Below are 18,506 nucleotides of genomic sequence, written 5' to 3' on the forward strand. Positions count from 1 at the left end.
CGATGGTGGCTACGCGGCTCCTGGGCTCTAAGCTGGCGTGGTGAGCCAGTTCGAGTCGCTTGGTCTGCCGTTGCTCCATGCCGGGAAGGTGCGCGAGATGTATGCGCTGCCGGACGGCGATGTGCTGATGGTGGCCACTGACAACATCTCCGCCTTCGACCATGTGCTGCCCACCCTCATCCCTGGCAAAGGGGCGGTCCTGACACAGCTGTCGCTGTGGTGGTTCGAGCAGCTGCGTGGCGTCGTGCCCAATCACGTGGTCTCCACCAAGGTGCCGCAGGAGGCCGAGGGGCGGGCCATCGTCGTCGAGAGACTGGACATGGTGCCTGTGGAATGCGTGGCCCGCGGCTATCTGACCGGGTCCGGCTGGGCTGAGTACCAGCAGTCGCGGACGGTGTGCGGGGTGCCGCTGCCTGGCGGCCTGCGCGACGGCGACAAACTGCCCGGGCCGATCTTCACCCCCGCGATCAAGGCGGACCTGGGGGAGCACGACGAGAACGTCGACTTCGAGACCATCGCCCGGCTGCACGGCACTGGCCTGGCTGGCCGGCTGCGAGAGCTGACCCTGGAGATCTACACCCGGGCGGAGCGGATCGCGGCCGAGCGGGGCATCATCCTGGCCGACACCAAGCTTGAGTTCGGGCGGCGCGCCGACGGCACCCTCGTCCTGGCCGATGAGGTGCTCACCCCGGACTCCTCGCGGTTCTGGGATGCGCGGCTGTGGGTTCCCGGGGAGTCGCTGCCCAGCTTCGACAAGCAGTATGTGCGTGACTGGCTGGCCAAGGATTCCGGGTGGGACCGCAAGTCGGCGCCCCCGGAGCTGCCTGACGACGTGGTCGCCGCCACCTGTGCCCGTTACGCCGAGGCCTACGAGCGCCTGACCGGTCTGTCTATCCGACCTTGATCTGGGGGCGGAGCGTGTCCATCAGCGTCTTCGTCCCGGTGTCGGAGTCAGCGGCGCCGAGGGTGTAGACGGCCAGCCCCTTGGGATTCCCGAGATCCATGACCACACTGTCCGTCAGGGATCCCCCGCCTGGGCATTTCGGGTTGACCGCATGGATCCGCACCCAGTGCCCCTGGTGCCCGTCGATGGTGACCGGCTCGGACTTCAGGATCTCGTGCGACTCGTAACCCGGGAACAGGGCGCTGGTCAGATGGCATTCGATGACCTGCCTGGCCGTGGTCGCAGGATCGGTGAAACCCGCGTCCCTGGGAGCCAGGCCAAGATCGAGGGTCTCGACCCAGAGCGCCGAGCCCGGTACAGGGGTGCTGAGAGCCGCGTGGTCGGTCAGAACGTAGGAACTCTGGGAATAGGGACTCCAGCCCTCCGGCACCGGGACGCTGATGCCCCCTCCGGTCAGCCTCGAGGGGTCTGACTGCTGGGCGCGGGTTCCAGAGACCCTCGGGCACTCGACCGTGTCGCCGCCCTGGGAACTCGTCTCGGTGGGCGGTGATGGGGTGGGGGAGTCGGTGACTCTCTCATCCCAGATGCTTCCCGTCGGTCGTGCCGTCTGGGTGTCTGCGGCTATGGGGTTCAGGCCCCGGCCGAACACGGTCCAGGCCAGCAGGGCCACTGCGACCAGACCGGCCCCAGCCAGCACCCAGGCAGCCCACCTGGCTTTTCCTTGCGATGCGCTGGCTTCATGCCGGGAACCGGTGGCCTGCTGTGAGACCGGCGGTCCTTGCCATGAGCGGCCATCCCAATAGCGGAACTGCCCCGGATGTTCAGGATCGGGATACCAACCAGGCTGCGACATGGCAGAAGTGTAGGGGAGCAGGAGGTGAGGGAATCCAGCCGCGATCACAACACCTGGGCACACCGGCCTCAGCGGCGCAGCTCCCGCCGGAATCGCTCATTGTCGATATGGTTTATGCCATGCCACGTGTCGTCGTAAACGTCATGCCCAAGCCCGAGATCCTCGACCCCCAGGGCAAAGCCGTCACCGGTGCCCTCAAACGTCTTGGATTCGACGGGATGACGGTTCGCCAGGGTAAGCGTTTTGAGGTCGAGGTGGATGAAGAGGTCACACCAGAGGTCCTCGCGCGCATCTCCGAGGCAGCGGAGAAACTCCTCGCCAACACCGTCATCGAGGCCTATGAAGTGGTGGCTGGCTGATGGTCCGCATCGGTGTGGTCACCTTCCCGGGGTCGCTCGATGACCACGATGCGTTGCGCGCCGTCCGCCTGAGTGGCGCCGAGGCCGTCGCGCTGTGGCACGGGTCGGACTCCATCGACGGCGTGGATGCTGTCATCCTCCCAGGCGGCTTCTCCTACGGCGACTATCTGCGCTGTGGCGCGATCGCCCGCTTCAGCCCCGTTATGGAGACCGTCATCGACGCCGCAGGCAAGGGCCTGCCTGTGCTGGGCATCTGCAATGGCTTCCAGCTGCTGTGTGAGGCTCACCTCCTCGACGGCGCCATGATCCGCAGCACTGGCCAGCACTTCATCTGCCGCGACGAGAGGCTGCGCGTCGAATCCGTGGACACCACCTGGACCTGTGGCTTCACCAGGGGTGAGGAGATCGTCATCGCCTTGAAGAACGGTGAGGGTAACTACCAGGCCGCCCCCGACACCCTGCGGCGCCTCGAGGACAATGCCCAGGTGGTTTTCCGCTACCTTGACAACCCCAACGGGTCGGCCAATGACATTGCGGGCATCACCAACGAACGGGGAAACGTCGTCGGACTGATGCCCCATCCCGAACACAATGTCGAGGCCCTGACTGGGGCGTCGCTGGACGGCCTCCGGTTCTTCGAGTCGCTGATCCAGTTCCTCATGGCGCGGGTGTGACCTGAGTGCTCAGCCCCTAGTGGATACCCCTTTGCGGGTTTGACTGTGCGACCGCATACACTGGAATGCAACAGTCATCGCGATTCTGAAGGAACCCACATGGCGAACCCCGTATTCAGTCGCAGCTCGGCTTTCAACCAGCCGCCTGCCTATCAGCAGCCCTACGGCTATCAGCCGCAGCCTGGCTATCAGCCGCAGCCGGGCTACCCGGGCGGCTACATGCAACAGCAGCCCCAGCCGACTCTTGGTGGGGTCATGACCATGGACGACGTCCTGGCGAAGACCGCCATCACCCTGCTGGTGGTGTTCGCGGCCGCTGGAGCCACCTTCATGCTGGTGCCGACCACTCTTCTACTCCCGGTGCTGATCGCCGGTGGCCTCGGATCTTTCATCGTCTCCCTGGTCGTGTCGGCCCGCCGACAGGTCCCAGTGGCGGGTGTCCTGATCTATTCGGCGCTTGAGGGCCTGTTCATCGGAGCCTTCTCGAAGTATTTCGAGATCCAGTGGCCCGGCATCGTCGTCTCCGCGGTGCTGGCGACGTTCGTCACCGCCGCGGCGACCCTGGCTGCCTACAAGTTCTTCAACATCCGTGTCACCGCGAAGTTCCGCAAGATGGTCACCATCGCCACCCTCGCGTTCGCCGGGGTGATGCTGGTGAACTTCGTGCTCTACCTGGTCGGGTTCAACACCGGCCTGCGTTCGGTGGGTAGCAACGCCGGTCTGCTGGCCATCGGGGTCTCGATCCTGGCGGTGTGCCTCGCCGTGTTCAACCTGGTGATGGATTTCGACTATGTCGAGCGTGGTATCGCATCGCAGGCTCCGGCCCAGGAGTCGTGGCGGGCAGCCTTCGGCCTCACCGTCACCCTGGTGTGGCTCTACGTCGAGATCCTGCGGATCTTGTCCTACTTCAGGGATTGACCCTCATCGGGTTGCCTGGACCCCGGTGATAGGCGGCTCGGCAGGTGCTGGTTCAGCACTTGCCGGGCCGTTCGGGTCCAGGGCAGCCTTTGCCAATCCCCAATCGACACCCAGCCGGCACGCGCTGTCGACCCTCCGCGGTCGAGGACGCGAGGCCGGCTGGGTGTTTCGCATTGTGCGGCGTAGATGATCCGTAGCGCGTGATAGTCCTCCAAGCGCCCGCCCGGAGCCCGTCCGATCCAGTGGTCGGACTGGAGGGACAGGAGCCGTCCGGGGACGATCTCCTGGCCTGTCTCCTCGTATACCTCACGCAGCAGCCCGGCTTCCGGGGCCTCACCGGCTTCCAGGCCACCGCCCGGCAGCGCCCAGATTCCCGGCGCCCCGGTGAGCTTGGACAGGACGGTGCCCAGCAGCCCCCGGTCCGACAACACGACCCCATAGGCGCCGACCCGCTGATGAACAAACGGGATCTCCCCAGCCCCAGGCTCCTCGTGCACGACTCGCCGGACGGGCGGTGGGGTATCGGCCGGGGTGACGGCGCGGACCGTGAACTCCACCACGACCTCACCGCCGGCGCACTCCGACCTCAGGGGCCTCTCAGCCACCCAGCCAGCGCGATACAGGGCGACGTCGGGATGCATCCCGTGCTCGAGGACGAGCTCGGTCACTCGTCCCTGCGCCGTCCAGCCGACCAAACGCAACGTGGCATCCTGTCTGGTGCTGGCCCGTGCTACTGGGCCTCTCGCCCAGCCTGGATGGCCGTGATCAAGACGGTGTTGACGATGTCCTCGACCAGGGCGCCGCGCGACAGGTCGTTGACGGGCTTGTTCAGGCCCTGCAGCACCGGTCCGATCGCCAGGGCGCCTGCTGTGCGCTGCACCGCCTTATAGCCGGCGTTACCGGCCGACAGGTCGGGGAAGATCAGCACGTTCGCACGGCCCGCGACAGGGGAATCCGGTGCTTTGGAGCGGGCAACCGTCTCGTCCACCGCGGCGTCGAACTGGATCGGGCCGTCCGCGCACACATCCGGTGCCTTCTCGTGCAGCAGGGCGGTGGCCTCCTTCACCAAGTCCACGTCTGCTCCCGTCCCCGAGCTCCCGGTGGAATAGGAGAGCAGCGCCACGCGGGGGTCGAGCCCGAACTGCTTGGCGGTGATCGCGGATGCCGCAGCGATGTCCGCGAGCTGCTCGGCCGTCGGGTTCGGGTTCACCGCGCAGTCGCCGAAGCCCAGGACCCGGTCCGGCAGGCACATAAAGAAGAGCGACGACACCAAGGCGGCGCCCGGCTTGGTCTTGATGACCTCGAAGGCGGGGCGGATCGTGTGGGCAGTCGTGTTGACGGCACCGGAGACCATGCCGTCCGCCAGGCCGTCGCGCACCAGCATCGTTCCGAAGTAGGAGACATCTCCCACCTTCTCGAACGCCTGCTCCCGGGTGATTCCCTTCTTGGCGCGCAACTCGGCGTACTCGTCCGCGAACCGGTCCCGCAGGGGATCGTTCACCGGGTCGATGATGTGGGCGCCGGAGATGTCGACACCTGCAGAGGATGCCACCTGGCGTACGGCATCAGGTGTGCCCAGCAGGGTGAGCTCGGCCCCGCCGATCCGCAGCACCTCGGCCGCAGCCTTGACGATGCGAGGCTCGGTGCCCTCCGGCAGCACAATGTGCTTGTGCACCGCGCGCGCCTCCTCCTGCAGCCTGCGCTGGAACAGCAGCGGGGTGACAGGACGCTCGGCATGGGCTCGCCGTGCCTGCTCCAGGACGGCCTCGTCCTTCTTGGCGGTGCCCAGCTGGACCAGCGGGACACCGGGTACGAAACGCTCCCAGGCCCGTGTGATGGAATCCGGCACCGTGTCGCCGGAGACCAGGATCGCGGCGGGATGGGGGAACTTCCCAGCCGCTAGGGCGACGATCAGGCCGATCAGGATGTCCATCCGCTCGACCGGAACCACCAGGCAGGTGTCGCTGGACAGGCGTTTCAGCACCTCACCGGCGCTTTCATCGGCGCCCACATGCACGGGGGTCGCGGCGCAGTTGCTGAACTCGCCGCTGAGCAGGCGGTAGGAGGAGGCCTCCGACGCTCCGGCCCAGCCGCCGTCCGCAAGCCGGGCTCCGACGACCGTCGCGTGGTACTGGTGTGCTGCGATCCGGGCTACCTGGTCCAGGGAGTCGTTCGTATCGGATGTCACCAGGACCATGCCTGCGCCCAGCTCTGCCGCCAGTCGCGCCTGGAGCGCGAACGCCAGCGGCTGCAGCGCTGCCGGCAGCTGGGCGGAGGTCACCACGACCTCCTGTGTGATCTTCTCCACCGCGTCGATGGCGGCGGACAGCGCCCGCTCTGGATCCTTGGCGACCTTCACAGGATCGACGGCGAAGAATGGGCCGAGATCGATGTGGATGGCACGGCCTCCCAGCTCCTCGAGGAGGCGGCGGCATGTTCCCTCGACGCTGGTTCCGGGCTGGGCTGGGGCGAGATGCAGGATGGTTCGGTTCATATCAGCGGCCCAGCACTCGATTCGAGACGACGTCAGAGCCCTCTGCTGCGCTCCGGGGTGTCACTTTTTTCGGCATTTGCATGTCCTTCTCACTTGGACTTCTTGGTCTGCGCTAGGCGCAGTTGCAGGAAATAGAACGCACTGGAAAGCCGGTTGAGTGCGTGGTTCAGGGAAACCGCGAAGGGATCGTCTTGGGACGGTAGCGCCGTCAGCGCCTCGATCTCCAGTTCACGGCATGAGGTGCGGCACAGGTTGAGCCAGTGCGACAGCACCGGGGAGCTGCCATCGAGTGTCTCGTGGGGAACTCCAAGAACTGACTGCGGGTCATGGGTAGCTTTGTGGATGGACTTCTCATCCCAGCCAGGCAGGGACAGCGGAGCCACGACCCGTTGGTGGTACTCCGCGCTCGTGAGTTCCCGGCAGTAGGAGGCCAGGACGGCCAGCGCCTCGGCCAGCCAGTCCGGGCCCATGGTCTGGGCCTGGCACTCTGCCATGAGCACCAGGGCGTGCAGGCTGTCGAACTTTCCCCGCAGCCGGATCCGGGGATGGGTCTTGACAACGAAGATCTCGTCGTTGAGCTGGGTCATGTTGTCGCCCTTGCGGGAGAGCTGCTCCCCGCAGCTGCCACAACGCGGATGCTCAGGCCGGTTGACGGGGAACACCGACTCCTGCTGCCACGACGGGTTGTCGCCACTGCGTTCAGGGGTTTCCGGCTGGCTTTCCCCGTCCCCAGGGACGTCCCGGGGGGCGTCCTGGGGCGCATCGGGGTAGGCCAGTTGCAGCTGCCACTGCTTGACGAAATCCTGGGCGGAGGGTGTGAACCGCGCACCCGCGGGCACCTTGACCGTGGCGCCGAGACTCGGCCGGCGCAGCTGGTCGCGGAGTTCCGCCTCGGTGACGATGGTCACAGTCCTGACTCCCAGTCGGCTGGGAAGGTGACATAGACGAACCGGGTCCAGCTCGGGGTGCCGAAGGTGATCGAGGAGCCCTTGGGGACATACATGACGTCTCCCTGCTTGGCGATCTTCGTCCCCTCGGGGGTGCCGATGTGCAGCTCACCCTCCAGCACGATCTGGATCTCGTCATAGCTGAGGGTCCACGGGAAGGTTCCCTCGGTCAAGGTCATGTAGCCCGCCGCCATCGGCGAGCCATCCTCAGAGGTCACGACATCCCCGGTGCGCACCTGCTGGCCAGGGGGAGGGCCGGGATAGGGGAACGGCTCGGTGGTCGCCTCCGCGGCCCGGCAGAGCTTAACGGGGTGCACGTGGGAAGCGGCGGTCCCCTCTTCGCCGGCCAGCATCGAGGCGACGAGCGTGCGGATGCGCTGCGTGAGCTCGTCATCTTGCGAGTCTGCCGCGTGAGCCGGGCTCGCTGCCGCAGGGACGGCCGGGCTGGCGGCTGCGGGCCGTGCCGCGGGCTCCAGCTTGACGCCCAGCTCTGCGGCGAGGTCCCGCGCCAGGGGTGTGACCAGTGCGCCCTCGGGCACGCTGAGCCTTCCGGCGGCCGCGGCCTGGTTGACCTGCTCCGCGGAAATGACGGTGCGTTTGGACATGATGCTCCTTTGAGTGGATCAGGGCGGGTAGCCCAACCCTGGGTGCTGGTCGGGAAACCCCGGCCAGCACCCAGGCCCGGTGATACGGGATCAGCCCTTGGTCTTGGGCAGGATGAGCTCGACCTCGTTGTGAGGACGGGGGATCACGTGCACGCTCACCAGCTCGCCTACGCGCGCGGCAGCGGAGGCACCGGCATCAGTGGCCGCCTTCACGGCGCCAACGTCACCGCGAACCATCACGGTCACGAGGCCGGAGCCGATCTGCTCCTTGCCGATCAGGTTCACGTTCGCGGCCTTGACCATCGCGTCGGCCGCTTCGATGGCGCCCACGAGGCCCTTGGTCTCGACCATGCCGAGAGCGGTCATAGTTACATCAGCCATGGAAGTGCTCCTTCTAGTTGTGGTCTTTGGCTGTTTGTCGGTTTTCTCCCGGGTGTCCTCTGTCTTCGCGGCAGACCGGGAATCTGACGCCGGAGCCTTCTGCTCCGGGGTCTTGCTGGTTTGCTGAGCGTTTCCCTCCTTTGTCGATGCTTCAGCTTGGTCGCTGGTAGCGGTCACGCCTCAACTCCTTCCAGGGAATTCAGTTGTTGCGCATCTCGGCCAGCACCTGGGCGACGATCCTGTTGATCGCATCCTGCCCAGGGTCGTTAGTGGAGGCCGAGGCCGGAGCTGGGGTGGAAGCGTCGCCGCCGACCCCACCCCGCAGCTTGGCGACCTCAGGGGCCTCACGAAGATGGTAGGCGACGCGCTTGACGTTGAGGACGTGCTTGAGGGTGATGTTGTCACCCACGGCAGCTCCGCCGACACCTCCGGGAGCCAGCGTCAGGGATGGCGCCAGGCCAGTGGTGAAGCCGACTCCGCCCAGGGATCCCCAGGTGTTCACCAGGACCCGGAACGCGGGCTTCTCGATCCCGAAGGCCAGGATCGCCTCCTCGTCCCGCGAGTGGATGGACACGCTGTGGCCGTCGCCACCGAACTTCAGCATCTCGATGGCGCGTTCGCAGCCCTCGCGCCACCCGTCCACGACCATGAAGCCGAGCACCGTGGTGAGCTTCTCACGCGACAGCGGATGCTTGGGACCGATGCCCTCGAGATCGGCGACGAGGATGCGTGCCGACTCCGGCACCGGGATGCCCACCTTCTCGCCGATGTACTGCGGGGTCCGGCCCACGAGGCTCGCCACCATCAGGCCGTTCGGGCGGAACATCACCGAGGCCAGCTTGTCGGCCTCTTCCTTGGTGAGCCAGTGGGCGCCGTGGGCTTGCATTTCGGCCTTCAGGCGTTCCGCGATCGGCGCATCGGCGATGACTGCCTGCTCGGTGGCGCAGATGGTGGAGCAGTCGAAGGACTTCGATTCCACGATCATCCTGGCAGCCTTGGCGATGTGGGCGGTCCGGTCCACGTAGGCCGGCACGTTGCCGGGGCCGACGCCGAGGGCCGGTTTGCCCTTGCTGTGAGCAGCCTTGACCATCCCGGGACCGCCAGTGGCTAGGATCATCGAGGTGGCGTAGTGGCTCATCAGCTCCGTGGTGCCCTCGATGGTCGGGTGCTCCAGGCAGGAGACCAGGCCAGGAGGCATGCCGGCCTTCTCGCCGGCTTCCACGATCACCCGGACCGCCTCGGCGGTGCAGTTGGCGGCTGACGGGTGCGGGGCCACGATGACCGCGTTACGGGCCTTGACCGAGATCAGGCTCTTGAAGATCGCCGTCGAGGTCGGGTTCGTGGACGGCGTCAGCGCCACGATCACGCCGACGGGTGCGCCGATCTCGATGATCTTGCGCTCCTTGTCGTGGCTGAGCACGCCGCAGGTGGGGGTGTCCTTGATGTACTCCCACACGTGCTTGGAAGCGAACTCGTTCTTCAGCTTCTTGTGCAGCGGATAGCCGAAGCCGGTCTCGTCGTGAGCCATCTGCCCGAGCCGGGCGGCCTCGGACATCGCCGCCTCCACCATCGCCTCGCAGATCCGGTCGACCTCCTCCTGGGAGGCGAACTGGAAGCTGCGCATCGCCTCACGTGCGCGAGTGCACAGGTCGCGGGCCTTCTGGATGGAGGCCAGATCCTTGTCGATATTCGTCACTGGGTTCTCCTTCAGTATTTGCGTGGTGTGCTTGCGATGTCGAGCACCGTGTCCTGGAAGGCTGCGCAGGCGGCACGGCACGCGCTCTGGGTGCCGGTGAGCAGGCCTCCAGCGAAGTTGGTCTCCGACGGCGGCTCGTAGAACACCTTCATCTCCACCCCGGCTGCCTTCATGGCGGCGTCGAGGCCGATGGTGGCCTCCAGCGGGGGAGCGATGAGGTAGGCCAGTGGCTCTCCGCGGCGGATCCCGGCGGCCTCGCTGAGATAGCTGCCCGTGCTGCTGATCAGGTGCGGGAAGAAGGTCAGGTCGCCCTCCTCGTTGGCCGTGTAGAAGCAGGCCTCCTCTTCGGCGTAGGCGATACAGGCGTCCAGGCCGGAGCGGGCCTCCGCGGGGGTCGGCCCGGCCAGGATGCCGATGATCTCACCGGACAGCGGGCCTGAGGGATAGCCAGAGCCTGCGTAGAAGCTCTTCGCGTAGACCACCTCGACTTCGGCGAACTTGGTTGCCTCGTCGAGGGAGACGTACAGGGCGTCATCGATGTCACAGGTGATGACGGCCAGGGAACGCTGATGGTCTTTCAGATTGAGGTGTTTCGCATAGCCGCGATCCACGTTGGAAATGATGCGTGCTGCCAGGATCTTTGGTCTGACAGGTTCAAGAATGGCCATGGTTGCTCCTCCTTCCTCAGGCCTCGCTGCTCAGCGACTTGAGTTTCACGCCGGAAGCGCTGTGCTGGATCATCCGCTTGACGACCTCGACCACGTAGGCGCCGGCCTCCAGCGGGTTGGTGCCGCCGTGGGTGGTGATCATGCAGATCAGGTCGCGGTCGGCATCGCTCTTGCCGGGCTGCGGATCGAAGCCCATGTAGACGCTCATGGCATCGGCGATGCCCAGGCCGGGACGCTCGCCGATCAGCAGCAGCACCACCTTGGCCTGGACGATGGTGTTCACGTCGTTCATGATGCCGACGCGGCAGTTCTCGATCAGGAAGGGTGTGCCGAGGGTCAGGCCAGCTGAGCTGAGGCCCTGCTCGATGACCGGGTAGATGTCTCCCAGGTTGTGAGAGATCGCCGCGGCCGACAGGCCGTCGCCCACGCAGATCTGGACATCAGGTTTTTTTACGCATCGCTCCTGGATGAGGGCCTTCGCCTCGTCAGTGAGCTTTCTCCCGAGGTCAGGGCGCAACAGGTACTCAGCGCGGTCAGCGGCTTGGCTGTGCACGGTGAACAGCTTCTGCTGCTCCTTGGTGGAGTCGTCGATCACGCCGTAGATCGCGTCCTGGGTCACCGCGTGGTCCGCCTGGAACAGCAGGAGCGATGAGGTCTTGGGACGTGCCCCCGCGCGGCCGATGCCGATGCGGGCGGTGGTCGTGGCACGCAGGTTGCGCAGCCCGTCCTCGTCGTAGGGATTCTCCACCATGAGCTTGTAGCGCTCATCGTCACGGGTGGGATCCGGCAGGTCGATCACCAGGTCATTGGTGCCGGCCGGCGCCTTGACCTCGCTGTTGCCGCTGGGAGCGGCGACCGGAGCAGCCTCGGGTGGGGGAGCGATGCCGTCGCGCTTCAGCTCCGCGATCACGCGGGCGACGATCTCTTCGAGTTTCTCGTCCATGTCTGTCACCTCTTAAGGAAGAACGAAGGGTCCCCGGCCAGATCGGTGAGCTGCCCGTTCTTCCACAGCCCGATCTCCTCGAGCCACGCCTCGAACTCAGGCAGTGGGCGCAGGCCCAGTGCCTGGCGGAGCGCCGGGGCGTCGTGGTAGCTCGTGGACTGGTAGGACAGCATGGTGTCGTCACCCTGGGGGACACCCATGATGAAGCTGCCGCCAGCGGAGGCGAACAGCACCGCGAGGTTCTCCAGATCGTTCTGGGTCGCCTTGGCGTGGTTGGTGTAGCAGACGTCGCATCCCATGGAGATGCCAGTCAGCTTGCCCATGAAGTGGTCCTCCAGACCGGCGCGCGTGATCTGCGTGGCATCGTAGAGGTACTCCGGGCCGATGAAGCCGACGACGGTGTTGACCTGGAAGGGATCCCACCGCTTGCACATCGAGTAGATGCGGGCCTCAAGGGTCAGCTGGTCGGCGCCGTTGTGGGCATCGGCGGAGAGTGCCGACCCCTGGCCCGTCTCGAAGTACATCCGGTTGGGACCCGCGGTCCAGCCATACTTGGTCGTCAGCTCGTAGGCCTCGTCGATCAGGCCGACGCTGACGCCGAAGCTCTCCATGGCCTTCTCGGAGCCAGCCAGCGACTGGAACATCAGGCCGAGGGGGGCGCCGCGCTTGAGGCACTCCATCTGGGTGGTCACGTGCGCCAGGATGCAGTTCTGGGTCGGGATCTCCCAGCGGTCGATGATCTCCTTGGTCATCTCCAGCAGGCGGCTGACGCTGCTCACGGAGTCGTCCGACGGGTTGATGCCGATCACCGAGTCGCCCGAACCGTAGGACAGGCCCTCGTAGGTGGTGGCGCGGATGGCGTCCACCGAGTCCGTCGGGTGGTTCGGCTGGTTACGGGAGGCCAGCGTCCCGCGCAAGCCGATCGTATTGTTGCAGTGCTTGACGACCTCGATCTTCTTGCCGCCCAGCACCAGGTCGAGGTTGCTCATCAGCTTCGCGACAGCTGAGACCATCTCGCCGGTCAGCGCATTGCTGACCCGCCGGATCATGGCGTTGGTGGTGTTGTTGCTGAGAATCCACTCGCGGAACTCACCAACAGTCCATCCCTTGATCTCCTCGTAGATGGTCTCGTTCACCGCGTCGTCGATAACCCTGGTGACTTCGTCCTCGTCATAGGGCACCACAGGGTTCTCCCGGAGCACACTGAGCGGCACCTCCGCCAGCACGTGCCGGGCAGCCACCCGTTCTGCGGCGGTCTTGGCTGCGATGCCTGCCTGCTGATCGCCTGATTTCTCTTCGTTCGCCTTGGCGAGCAGATCCTTGATATCGCGGAACTCATAGGTCTCGCCGAACAGCTTCGTACGCAGTAGCATCAAGCCACCTCCTTCACACCGTTTCGCATTATTGCTTCCTTCACCTTTCGGGTCCTACTGGTAGAAAACGAGGGTCTTTACGGAGACCGGCACCACCCGGCCATCGAAAAGCGGCTCACCGATGTCGATGAAATCACCTTCACCGAGACCAATTTGGTCGACGACGATGACCGGCAGCTCAGGGCTGCGGGCTTTGATGGTCTGCCCGAGCACCTGGCCGTAGTCTTCCTCCGTGACCAATACCAACGGCTTGCCGGGCGGCAGGTAGTCGCTGGCGAAGTCGGCCATCCCCGTGGCGATGGCGATGACCTGCGCATACTCCATGTGCTCGGGCAGGTCGAGGGTGATCACGAAATTGCCTTGCTCGGCTTCTCCCCGGTCCCAGCGCCGCACGGCCTGGGTGACGGCCCGCCGCACCGCCTCGGGGTCGCGGTAGCCGGGCACCGCCTCGGCCAGGCGTGGCTCGATGACGGGGAGGTTCTTGAGCGGCAGGTATTCGCGCTGCGACCAGATGGTGGAGCCGGACAGGGTCACCTGCTGGCTGGCAGCACCCAGCACGGTGGCGCGCAGGGTCTGGGCGGGTTCCTCGATGCGCAACTGCTGCCAACGGGGATTCTCGCGCAGCGACTGGGCGAACAGGGGCCCGACGTCTCCGTAGCGGGCGATCTCCTGGATGGTGCCGCACGGCAGATCCGCGTAGTAGGCGGCGCCGACGCCACCGGAGACGAAATAGGCTGCCACCGGGCCATCCAGGTTCATGGGCGGGGTCAGGGCCAGCTTCTCCCAGAGCGGGGAGGACTGGCCCAGCACTAGGTCGACCACGACGTCGGCCATCGCGTCGGTGAACTTCCGGAGCTCGGCCACCGGCGCCGGTTTCCCGACCTGCAGCTGCGTCAGCCCCAGCGACTCGACGACCACCTGGCCCCCCGGCTTGAGATGCTCCAGGATCCCGGTGTCGGGGTTGACGATGGCCTGCCTGCCGCCGACCATCACGGCCGCGGAGGCCACATGCTTGCCGGCGCGGAAGACCGCGGCGTTCGCCGACCCGCCCCCGACGTCGACGTTCACGATGGTGGCGTAGTGCTCGGCTGACCATTCGCTGGCTCCCGAGCCGCGGCCGGCTATCTGGGATTCGAGGTTCGGGCCGGCGACGGTGACGACGAAGTCTCCCGCCAGGTCAGACAGGCCCTGCAGGATGGCCTCCGCATTCTTGGTCCGCGCTGTCTCGCCCGTGATGATCACCGCCCCGGTCTCCACCTGCGAGGCGTCAATGCCAGCGCGTTCATACTCGAGGCGGATCATGCTGAGCAGTTCCCCCACATTGATTTCGTCGGGTGCGAGCAGTGGAGTCAGACGAGGTTCGCTCTGGTACAGGACCGTGCGGGCATCGACATCCAACCGGGGGACTAGGCCGGCGCGGGCCTGGTTGCTCACTGAGAACTGGGACAACACCAGCTGGCTGGTGGTGGTTCCGATGTCGATCCCGACACTGAGCAGGTCCCTCGTATTGGCATCCATAAGGCTCAATGCTTCCTGAAGGTGATGTCCCCATCAACCTCAAGAGAATCGAGGATGGCCATGATCGCCGCATCCACTGGCGCATCGTCGTTCTCGACGGCGCGCCGTGCAGCGCTTCCCTCGGCGACCAGAACGACCTCACCCGCACCCGCGCCGACGATGTCCACCGCCACGAACGGATCGCCGTAGAGCTCGTTGCCCGGGGTGGCTGCCCTGAGGATCAGGAGCTTGGAACCCCGGGTGCTGTCCGGCTTGATGGTCGAGACGGCAGAGCCGATGACGCGCGCAATCCGCATTCCTCAGGCCCCCTCGGCGGCCGTCTCGGACTCGGTGTGCGCCACCGGTTTTCCGTCACTCTTGGGAAGCGACTTGCCGAACACCAGCAGGGCCAGGCCGATAGCGCAGATGCCGGCGACCAGCTTGCCGACGATCATCGGTGCGATCATGTCGCGGGCCACACCTGCGACATATCCCAGGTGATCGCCGAAGGCGAAGGCCGCGCCGACCGCGAAGGCGGCGTTGAGCACCTTGCCGCGGGGGTCCATGTCCTTCATGATCTGGAACATCGGGATGTTGTTGGCCAGGGTGGCAATCATGCCGCCGGCAGCGGAGTCATTGATGCCGATCAGCTTGCCCAGAGAGCCCAGCGGCTTGCTGGCCAGCTTGACGATGAGGTACACGGCCGGGAAGGCGCCCAGCAGCATCATGGCGATCTTGGCGATGTCGATGACGTTCTTCTCAATCAGCAGCATCTGGCTGCCGTCTTCAAGCGTCGTCATCCGGTGGCCGAGTTCCCAGCCCTCGGGCATGATGTGGACCTTGGTCGTGTACTCGAAGACAGCGATCATCAGGCCCAGGGTGATCAGAGCTACCAGGAACTTGCCGAACCACTCGAACCCCTTGGTCATTGCGTCGGGGAACCGCCACAGCCCGAAGGCGATCAGCAGGGCGGCGAGCACGATGGGGATCAGGTTGACCAGAACCAGGCCGATGGGGAAGCCGGCGGCCAGGCCAGCGGCCAGGACGCCGATCGGGATACAGCAGATGCCGGCCAGGATGCCCTTCGCGAGGTAACCGCGGTCTTCCTTGTCGATGATTCCCAGTGCTACCGGGATGGTGAAGACCACCGTCGCGCCCATCATGGACCCGAGAATCAGGCCGGACAGCTGGGCGGCCTGTGTGTTGGTAGTCATCTCCTGGGCCAGGGGCCAGCCACCCATGTCACAGGCGAGGAGTGTGCCGGCGAACATCGCCGGGTCTGCTCCGAGAAGCGAGTAGACCGGGCCGACGACCGGGGTCAGCAGCTTGCCGAGGATGGGTGCCAGGCACATGATTCCCAGCATCGCCAGAGCCAGCGGGCCCATGGCGTTGAAGCCTTCCTCGAACTCCTTGCCCAGACCGAATTTGTTCCCGATGATCCGGTCTATGGCGCCGAGAACCATGCAAATCATCAGGATCCAAACGATGATCTCATTTATGCCCACTGCGACTCCCGTGTCTGATTTGTGTTTGTCCAGATCCCTAGCGAAACCTCGCCCACAAGTATCCACGGTCGGACAGTGCATCGCCACCACGCAGCCGCAGCCTCCGGTTCAACCGTGGGCAGGGAATATGTTGCCGAGCCTATAGCTCACTGCCCAGACCACTTTGCGCGCAGAGTGAAAACCACTTTGTCTCCGGGTATTTGACCTTGTCAAGAAGATTTCCTGGCTTGAAGATTCATCTAATTTCTTGCCGGGCGGGCTTGATGGGGCTGTGAAACCGGCGTTGCCAGGTAGCCTGGCCTGCATGGTACGGACCGCTCTCCCCATCCAGCAGCGCCTGGTCCTCGATCCGGAGGTCACGCCGGTCTCTCGCCGTATCGTCGTGGCGGTCATGCGGGGGATCGAGGAGGGCAAGTTGGCCGACGGTGATCCGTTACCCTCCTCCAGGAGATTCGCCGAGGGCCATGGTGTTTCGCGCTCCTGCGTCGTTGAGGCCTACGAGACCCTGGGTGGGCTGGGGCTCGTCTCCTCCTCGCAGGGCAGCGGCACCCGCATCAGCAAGGGTGCCCGGGAGCTTCTCCAGGACCGTCCGGTCGCGGCCGGGATGCGGTCCGGCAAGAAACCGCGGCAGCTCGCCGGGACGGTCAACCTGACCGTGCCTGGGGGTGCGGACAATTCTGTGATCAACCTGCGGGACTGGAACCGGGCCTGGCGGGAGGCCACCAACCCGTTCGAGGCCCAGAACGGCATCAGTGCCCTGGGCGAGGCGCTGAGCGACCACCTGCGCTCCTTCCGTGGCATGGTGCTCGACCCCGGGCAGATCATCTTCCGCCCATGCATCGGGAGCGTCCTCGCGGACATCGTCCACGGCCTGGAGCTGCGCGGCTGCGGGGTTGCGATCGAGGACCCCGGCTATCCCCGGGTGCAGCGGCATCTGATCAACGAGGGCTGCCGGGTCCACTGCATCCCAGTGGACGAGGAGGGCCTACGGATCGACATGCTGACCGGGGCCGACAAGGTGGTGCATGTCACCCCGGCGCGGCAGTGGCCCACTGGCGTCGCGATGAGTGCCCGGCGCCGGCGTGAGCTGCTGGAGTGGTCGGCGCGCACAGGCGGGGTCATCATCGAGAACGACCTCGACGCGGAGTTCACCTACGGGCATGCGCCGCAGCCGACCCTGTTCTCCATGGCAGAGGGGAGTGCGCGCGTGGTCTATGTCGGCTCCTCCTCAAAGCTCATCACCCCAGAGCTCGGGCTGGTGTGGCTGATCGTCGATGAGGGGTTCCGCAAGAGGGCCGCCGACGTGGCGGTCGTCTCGGACTTCTCGGCCCGGGCATTGGCCCATTACATGGCCTCCGGCGCCATGTACCGGCACCGCAACAGGGCCCTGGCGCTGTTCGGTGAGCGCCGGGCCGCGCTCCTGGCCGCGCTCGACAAATCGGTGCCCGACGTGCAGATCTTTGGCGACCCGAGCGGCACGGAGCTGGTGCTGCGGCTGCCTGAGAAGGTCAATGAGCTGGTGGTCCAGATGCGCCTGGAGGACGCCGGATACCAGGTGTCGACGCTGGGGGACTTCGCGATGCGCGACCATCCCCCCGCGTTGCTGCTGCAATACGGGGATCTTGCCCCGGTGCAGGCCCGCGACTTCGCCGAGAGCCTGCGTGCGGTGCTCGCTTCGTGAGGTGCGGGTGTCCCTTTCAATCTGCGGTGGGACGTTCAATCTGCAGCGGGACGGCCGGTTCGCCACCAGTGGTTTTCCCTGCCCGGTTAGGCTAATGCGGTCAGGAGGAGGTAGAGCACATGGACTATCGCGACAGTGTGGATCTGTCCGACTCGCATATCCAGCGCGGGTCAGGCGGTGGCGGGCGAGGCGGTCGGATGGCCCTTGGCGGCGGTGTGGGCGGCGTCGTGCTGATGCTCCTGGTCGTGTTCGTCGGGCCGAGCTTGGGAATCAACGTCTCCGATCTGCTCGGTTCCGGCGGCTCCCAGAACACCCAGGGGGCGGCGGGGCAGGGCGACAGTCTTGAGCATTGCAGGCAGAAGGACGTCAACGTCAACACCAACCGCGAGTGTCGCTGGGCGCTCTACGACAAGGTGGTCCAGGATTACTGGTCAAAGGCCAAGTCCAACTACAGCTACGGGACGATGAAGCTCTTCTCCGGCACGACCAGCACCGCCTGCGGTGTCGGGCAGACGGAGATGGGACCGTTCTACTGCTCCGGTGACTCGACGGTCTACATCGACGACTCGTACGTCGGGCAGCTTCTCAAACAGCTGGGCGCCTCGGGTGGGGACGCCGCGGAACTCTACATCGTCGCCCATGAGTACGGGCATCACATCCAGAACCTCGACGGGACGATGCGTTCCGTCAGGCGTGGCACCGGAGCCGATTCGCAGCAGGTACGTCTTGAGCTCCAGGCCGACTGCTACTCCGGTGTGGTGTTCAACCAGATCATGAAGGACTCCAGCTCACCCATCAAGACGGTCAGCAAAGATGATCTGCTCCGTATCGCGGATGCGGCCCGTTCCGTCGGCGACGACCACATCCAGAAACAGCAGGGCGGCTTCGTGAACCCGGAGTCGTGGACCCACGGCAGCTCCGAGCAGCGGCAACGCTGGCTGAGCACCGGGTTTGACAGCGGTGACCCCGCCTCTTGTAACACCTTCGACACCCAGGACCTGTGAGGCT

At 65.6% G+C, this 18,506-nt stretch carries 18 protein-coding genes and 1 pseudogene; 6 read left to right on the forward strand and 13 right to left on the reverse strand.

The annotated features are described in order from the left end of the window. Positions 1 to 40 precede the first annotated feature (40 nt). Positions 41 to 886: pseudogene (locus SK1NUM_RS02935) on the forward strand (phosphoribosylaminoimidazolesuccinocarboxamide synthase); the annotation flags it as partial. 4 nt (positions 887 to 890) lie between these two features. On the opposite strand, the gene SK1NUM_RS02940 reads toward SK1NUM_RS02935, so the two are convergent. Further along, positions 891 to 1,757, reverse strand: coding sequence for a DUF2510 domain-containing protein (locus SK1NUM_RS02940; RefSeq protein WP_212325168.1), 867 nt, complete (start codon positions 1,755 to 1,757; stop codon positions 891 to 893). 119 nt (positions 1,758 to 1,876) lie between these two features. On the opposite strand from SK1NUM_RS02940, the gene purS reads away from it, so the two are divergent. The 3 genes from purS to SK1NUM_RS02955 all read left to right on the forward strand — a co-directional run bounded on the left by purS (position 1,877) and on the right by SK1NUM_RS02955 (position 3,708). Next, positions 1,877 to 2,116, forward strand: coding sequence for a phosphoribosylformylglycinamidine synthase subunit PurS (gene purS, locus SK1NUM_RS02945; protein WP_212325170.1), 240 nt, complete (start codon positions 1,877 to 1,879; stop codon positions 2,114 to 2,116). Further along, on the forward strand, positions 2,116 to 2,790 hold the full coding sequence (gene purQ, locus SK1NUM_RS02950; protein WP_212325172.1) for a phosphoribosylformylglycinamidine synthase subunit PurQ: 675 nt from the start codon (positions 2,116 to 2,118) through the stop codon (positions 2,788 to 2,790). Before purS ends, purQ begins: the two co-directional genes overlap by 1 nt. Before the next feature lie 99 nt (positions 2,791 to 2,889). After that, positions 2,890 to 3,708 (forward strand): Bax inhibitor-1/YccA family protein, encoded by an 819-nt coding sequence (locus SK1NUM_RS02955; protein WP_212325180.1) that lies wholly within the window; start codon positions 2,890 to 2,892, stop codon positions 3,706 to 3,708. Here SK1NUM_RS02955 and SK1NUM_RS02960 read toward each other — a convergent pair. The 12 genes from SK1NUM_RS02960 to SK1NUM_RS03015 form a co-directional block, all read right to left on the reverse strand. Beyond that, on the reverse strand, positions 3,693 to 4,409 hold the full coding sequence (locus SK1NUM_RS02960) for an NUDIX hydrolase (protein WP_223927761.1): 717 nt from the start codon (positions 4,407 to 4,409) through the stop codon (positions 3,693 to 3,695). The two genes, SK1NUM_RS02955 and SK1NUM_RS02960, sit on opposite strands and share 16 nt — an antisense overlap. A gap of 29 nt (positions 4,410 to 4,438) precedes the next feature. After that, positions 4,439 to 6,202 carry a phosphate acetyltransferase gene (gene pta / locus SK1NUM_RS02965; protein ID WP_212325182.1) on the reverse strand — a complete coding sequence of 588 codons (1,764 nt, stop codon included), beginning with the start codon at positions 6,200 to 6,202 and terminating at the stop codon, positions 4,439 to 4,441. Between the two features lie 89 nt (positions 6,203 to 6,291). Next, positions 6,292 to 7,110, reverse strand: coding sequence for a hypothetical protein (locus SK1NUM_RS02970; RefSeq protein WP_212325184.1), 819 nt, complete (start codon positions 7,108 to 7,110; stop codon positions 6,292 to 6,294). Next, positions 7,107 to 7,754, reverse strand: coding sequence for a cupin domain-containing protein (locus tag SK1NUM_RS02975; RefSeq protein WP_212325186.1), 648 nt, complete (start codon positions 7,752 to 7,754; stop codon positions 7,107 to 7,109). The genes SK1NUM_RS02970 and SK1NUM_RS02975 overlap by 4 nt, the downstream gene beginning before the upstream one ends. Positions 7,755 to 7,844: 90 nt before the next feature. Further along, on the reverse strand, positions 7,845 to 8,135 hold the full coding sequence (gene pduA / locus SK1NUM_RS02980; protein ID WP_212325188.1) for a propanediol utilization microcompartment protein PduA: 291 nt from the start codon (positions 8,133 to 8,135) through the stop codon (positions 7,845 to 7,847). 199 nt (positions 8,136 to 8,334) lie between these two features. Then, positions 8,335 to 9,831 carry an aldehyde dehydrogenase family protein gene (locus SK1NUM_RS02985; RefSeq protein WP_212325190.1) on the reverse strand — a complete coding sequence of 499 codons (1,497 nt, stop codon included), beginning with the start codon at positions 9,829 to 9,831 and terminating at the stop codon, positions 8,335 to 8,337. 11 nt (positions 9,832 to 9,842) lie between these two features. Continuing rightward, the gene (eutL, locus tag SK1NUM_RS02990; RefSeq protein WP_212325192.1) at positions 9,843 to 10,499 is read right to left on the reverse strand and encodes an ethanolamine utilization microcompartment protein EutL; all 657 of its coding nucleotides are present in this window, start codon (positions 10,497 to 10,499) and stop codon (positions 9,843 to 9,845) included. A gap of 16 nt (positions 10,500 to 10,515) precedes the next feature. Then, on the reverse strand, positions 10,516 to 11,442 hold the full coding sequence (eutC, locus tag SK1NUM_RS02995; protein WP_212325194.1) for an ethanolamine ammonia-lyase subunit EutC: 927 nt from the start codon (positions 11,440 to 11,442) through the stop codon (positions 10,516 to 10,518). 5 nt (positions 11,443 to 11,447) lie between these two features. Further along, entirely contained in the window at positions 11,448 to 12,815 is a 1,368-nt protein-coding gene (locus SK1NUM_RS03000; RefSeq protein WP_212327442.1) for an ethanolamine ammonia-lyase subunit EutB, read from the reverse strand. Positions 12,816 to 12,869: 54 nt separating this feature from the next. Next, entirely contained in the window at positions 12,870 to 14,333 is a 1,464-nt protein-coding gene (locus SK1NUM_RS03005) for an ethanolamine ammonia-lyase reactivating factor EutA (RefSeq protein ID WP_212325196.1), read from the reverse strand. A gap of 5 nt (positions 14,334 to 14,338) precedes the next feature. Next, the gene (locus SK1NUM_RS03010) at positions 14,339 to 14,629 is read right to left on the reverse strand and encodes a EutN/CcmL family microcompartment protein (protein WP_212325198.1); all 291 of its coding nucleotides are present in this window, start codon (positions 14,627 to 14,629) and stop codon (positions 14,339 to 14,341) included. Positions 14,630 to 14,632: 3 nt separating this feature from the next. Continuing rightward, entirely contained in the window at positions 14,633 to 15,817 is a 1,185-nt protein-coding gene (locus SK1NUM_RS03015) for an ethanolamine utilization protein EutH (RefSeq protein WP_212325205.1), read from the reverse strand. 304 nt (positions 15,818 to 16,121) lie between these two features. Between SK1NUM_RS03015 and SK1NUM_RS03020 the strand changes: the two genes are divergently transcribed. Both SK1NUM_RS03020 and ypfJ read left to right on the forward strand, forming a co-directional pair. Further along, positions 16,122 to 17,498: an aminotransferase-like domain-containing protein gene (locus SK1NUM_RS03020; RefSeq protein WP_212325207.1), complete on the forward strand. Its 1,377-nt coding sequence runs from the start codon at positions 16,122 to 16,124 to the stop codon at positions 17,496 to 17,498. Positions 17,499 to 17,617: 119 nt separating this feature from the next. Beyond that, on the forward strand, positions 17,618 to 18,502 hold the full coding sequence (gene ypfJ / locus SK1NUM_RS03025) for a KPN_02809 family neutral zinc metallopeptidase (RefSeq protein WP_212325209.1): 885 nt from the start codon (positions 17,618 to 17,620) through the stop codon (positions 18,500 to 18,502). Positions 18,503 to 18,506: the final 4 nt, after the last annotated feature.

The organism is Arachnia rubra (assembly GCF_019973735.1).
Classification (GTDB): Bacteria; Actinomycetota; Actinomycetes; order Propionibacteriales; family Propionibacteriaceae; genus Arachnia; species Arachnia rubra.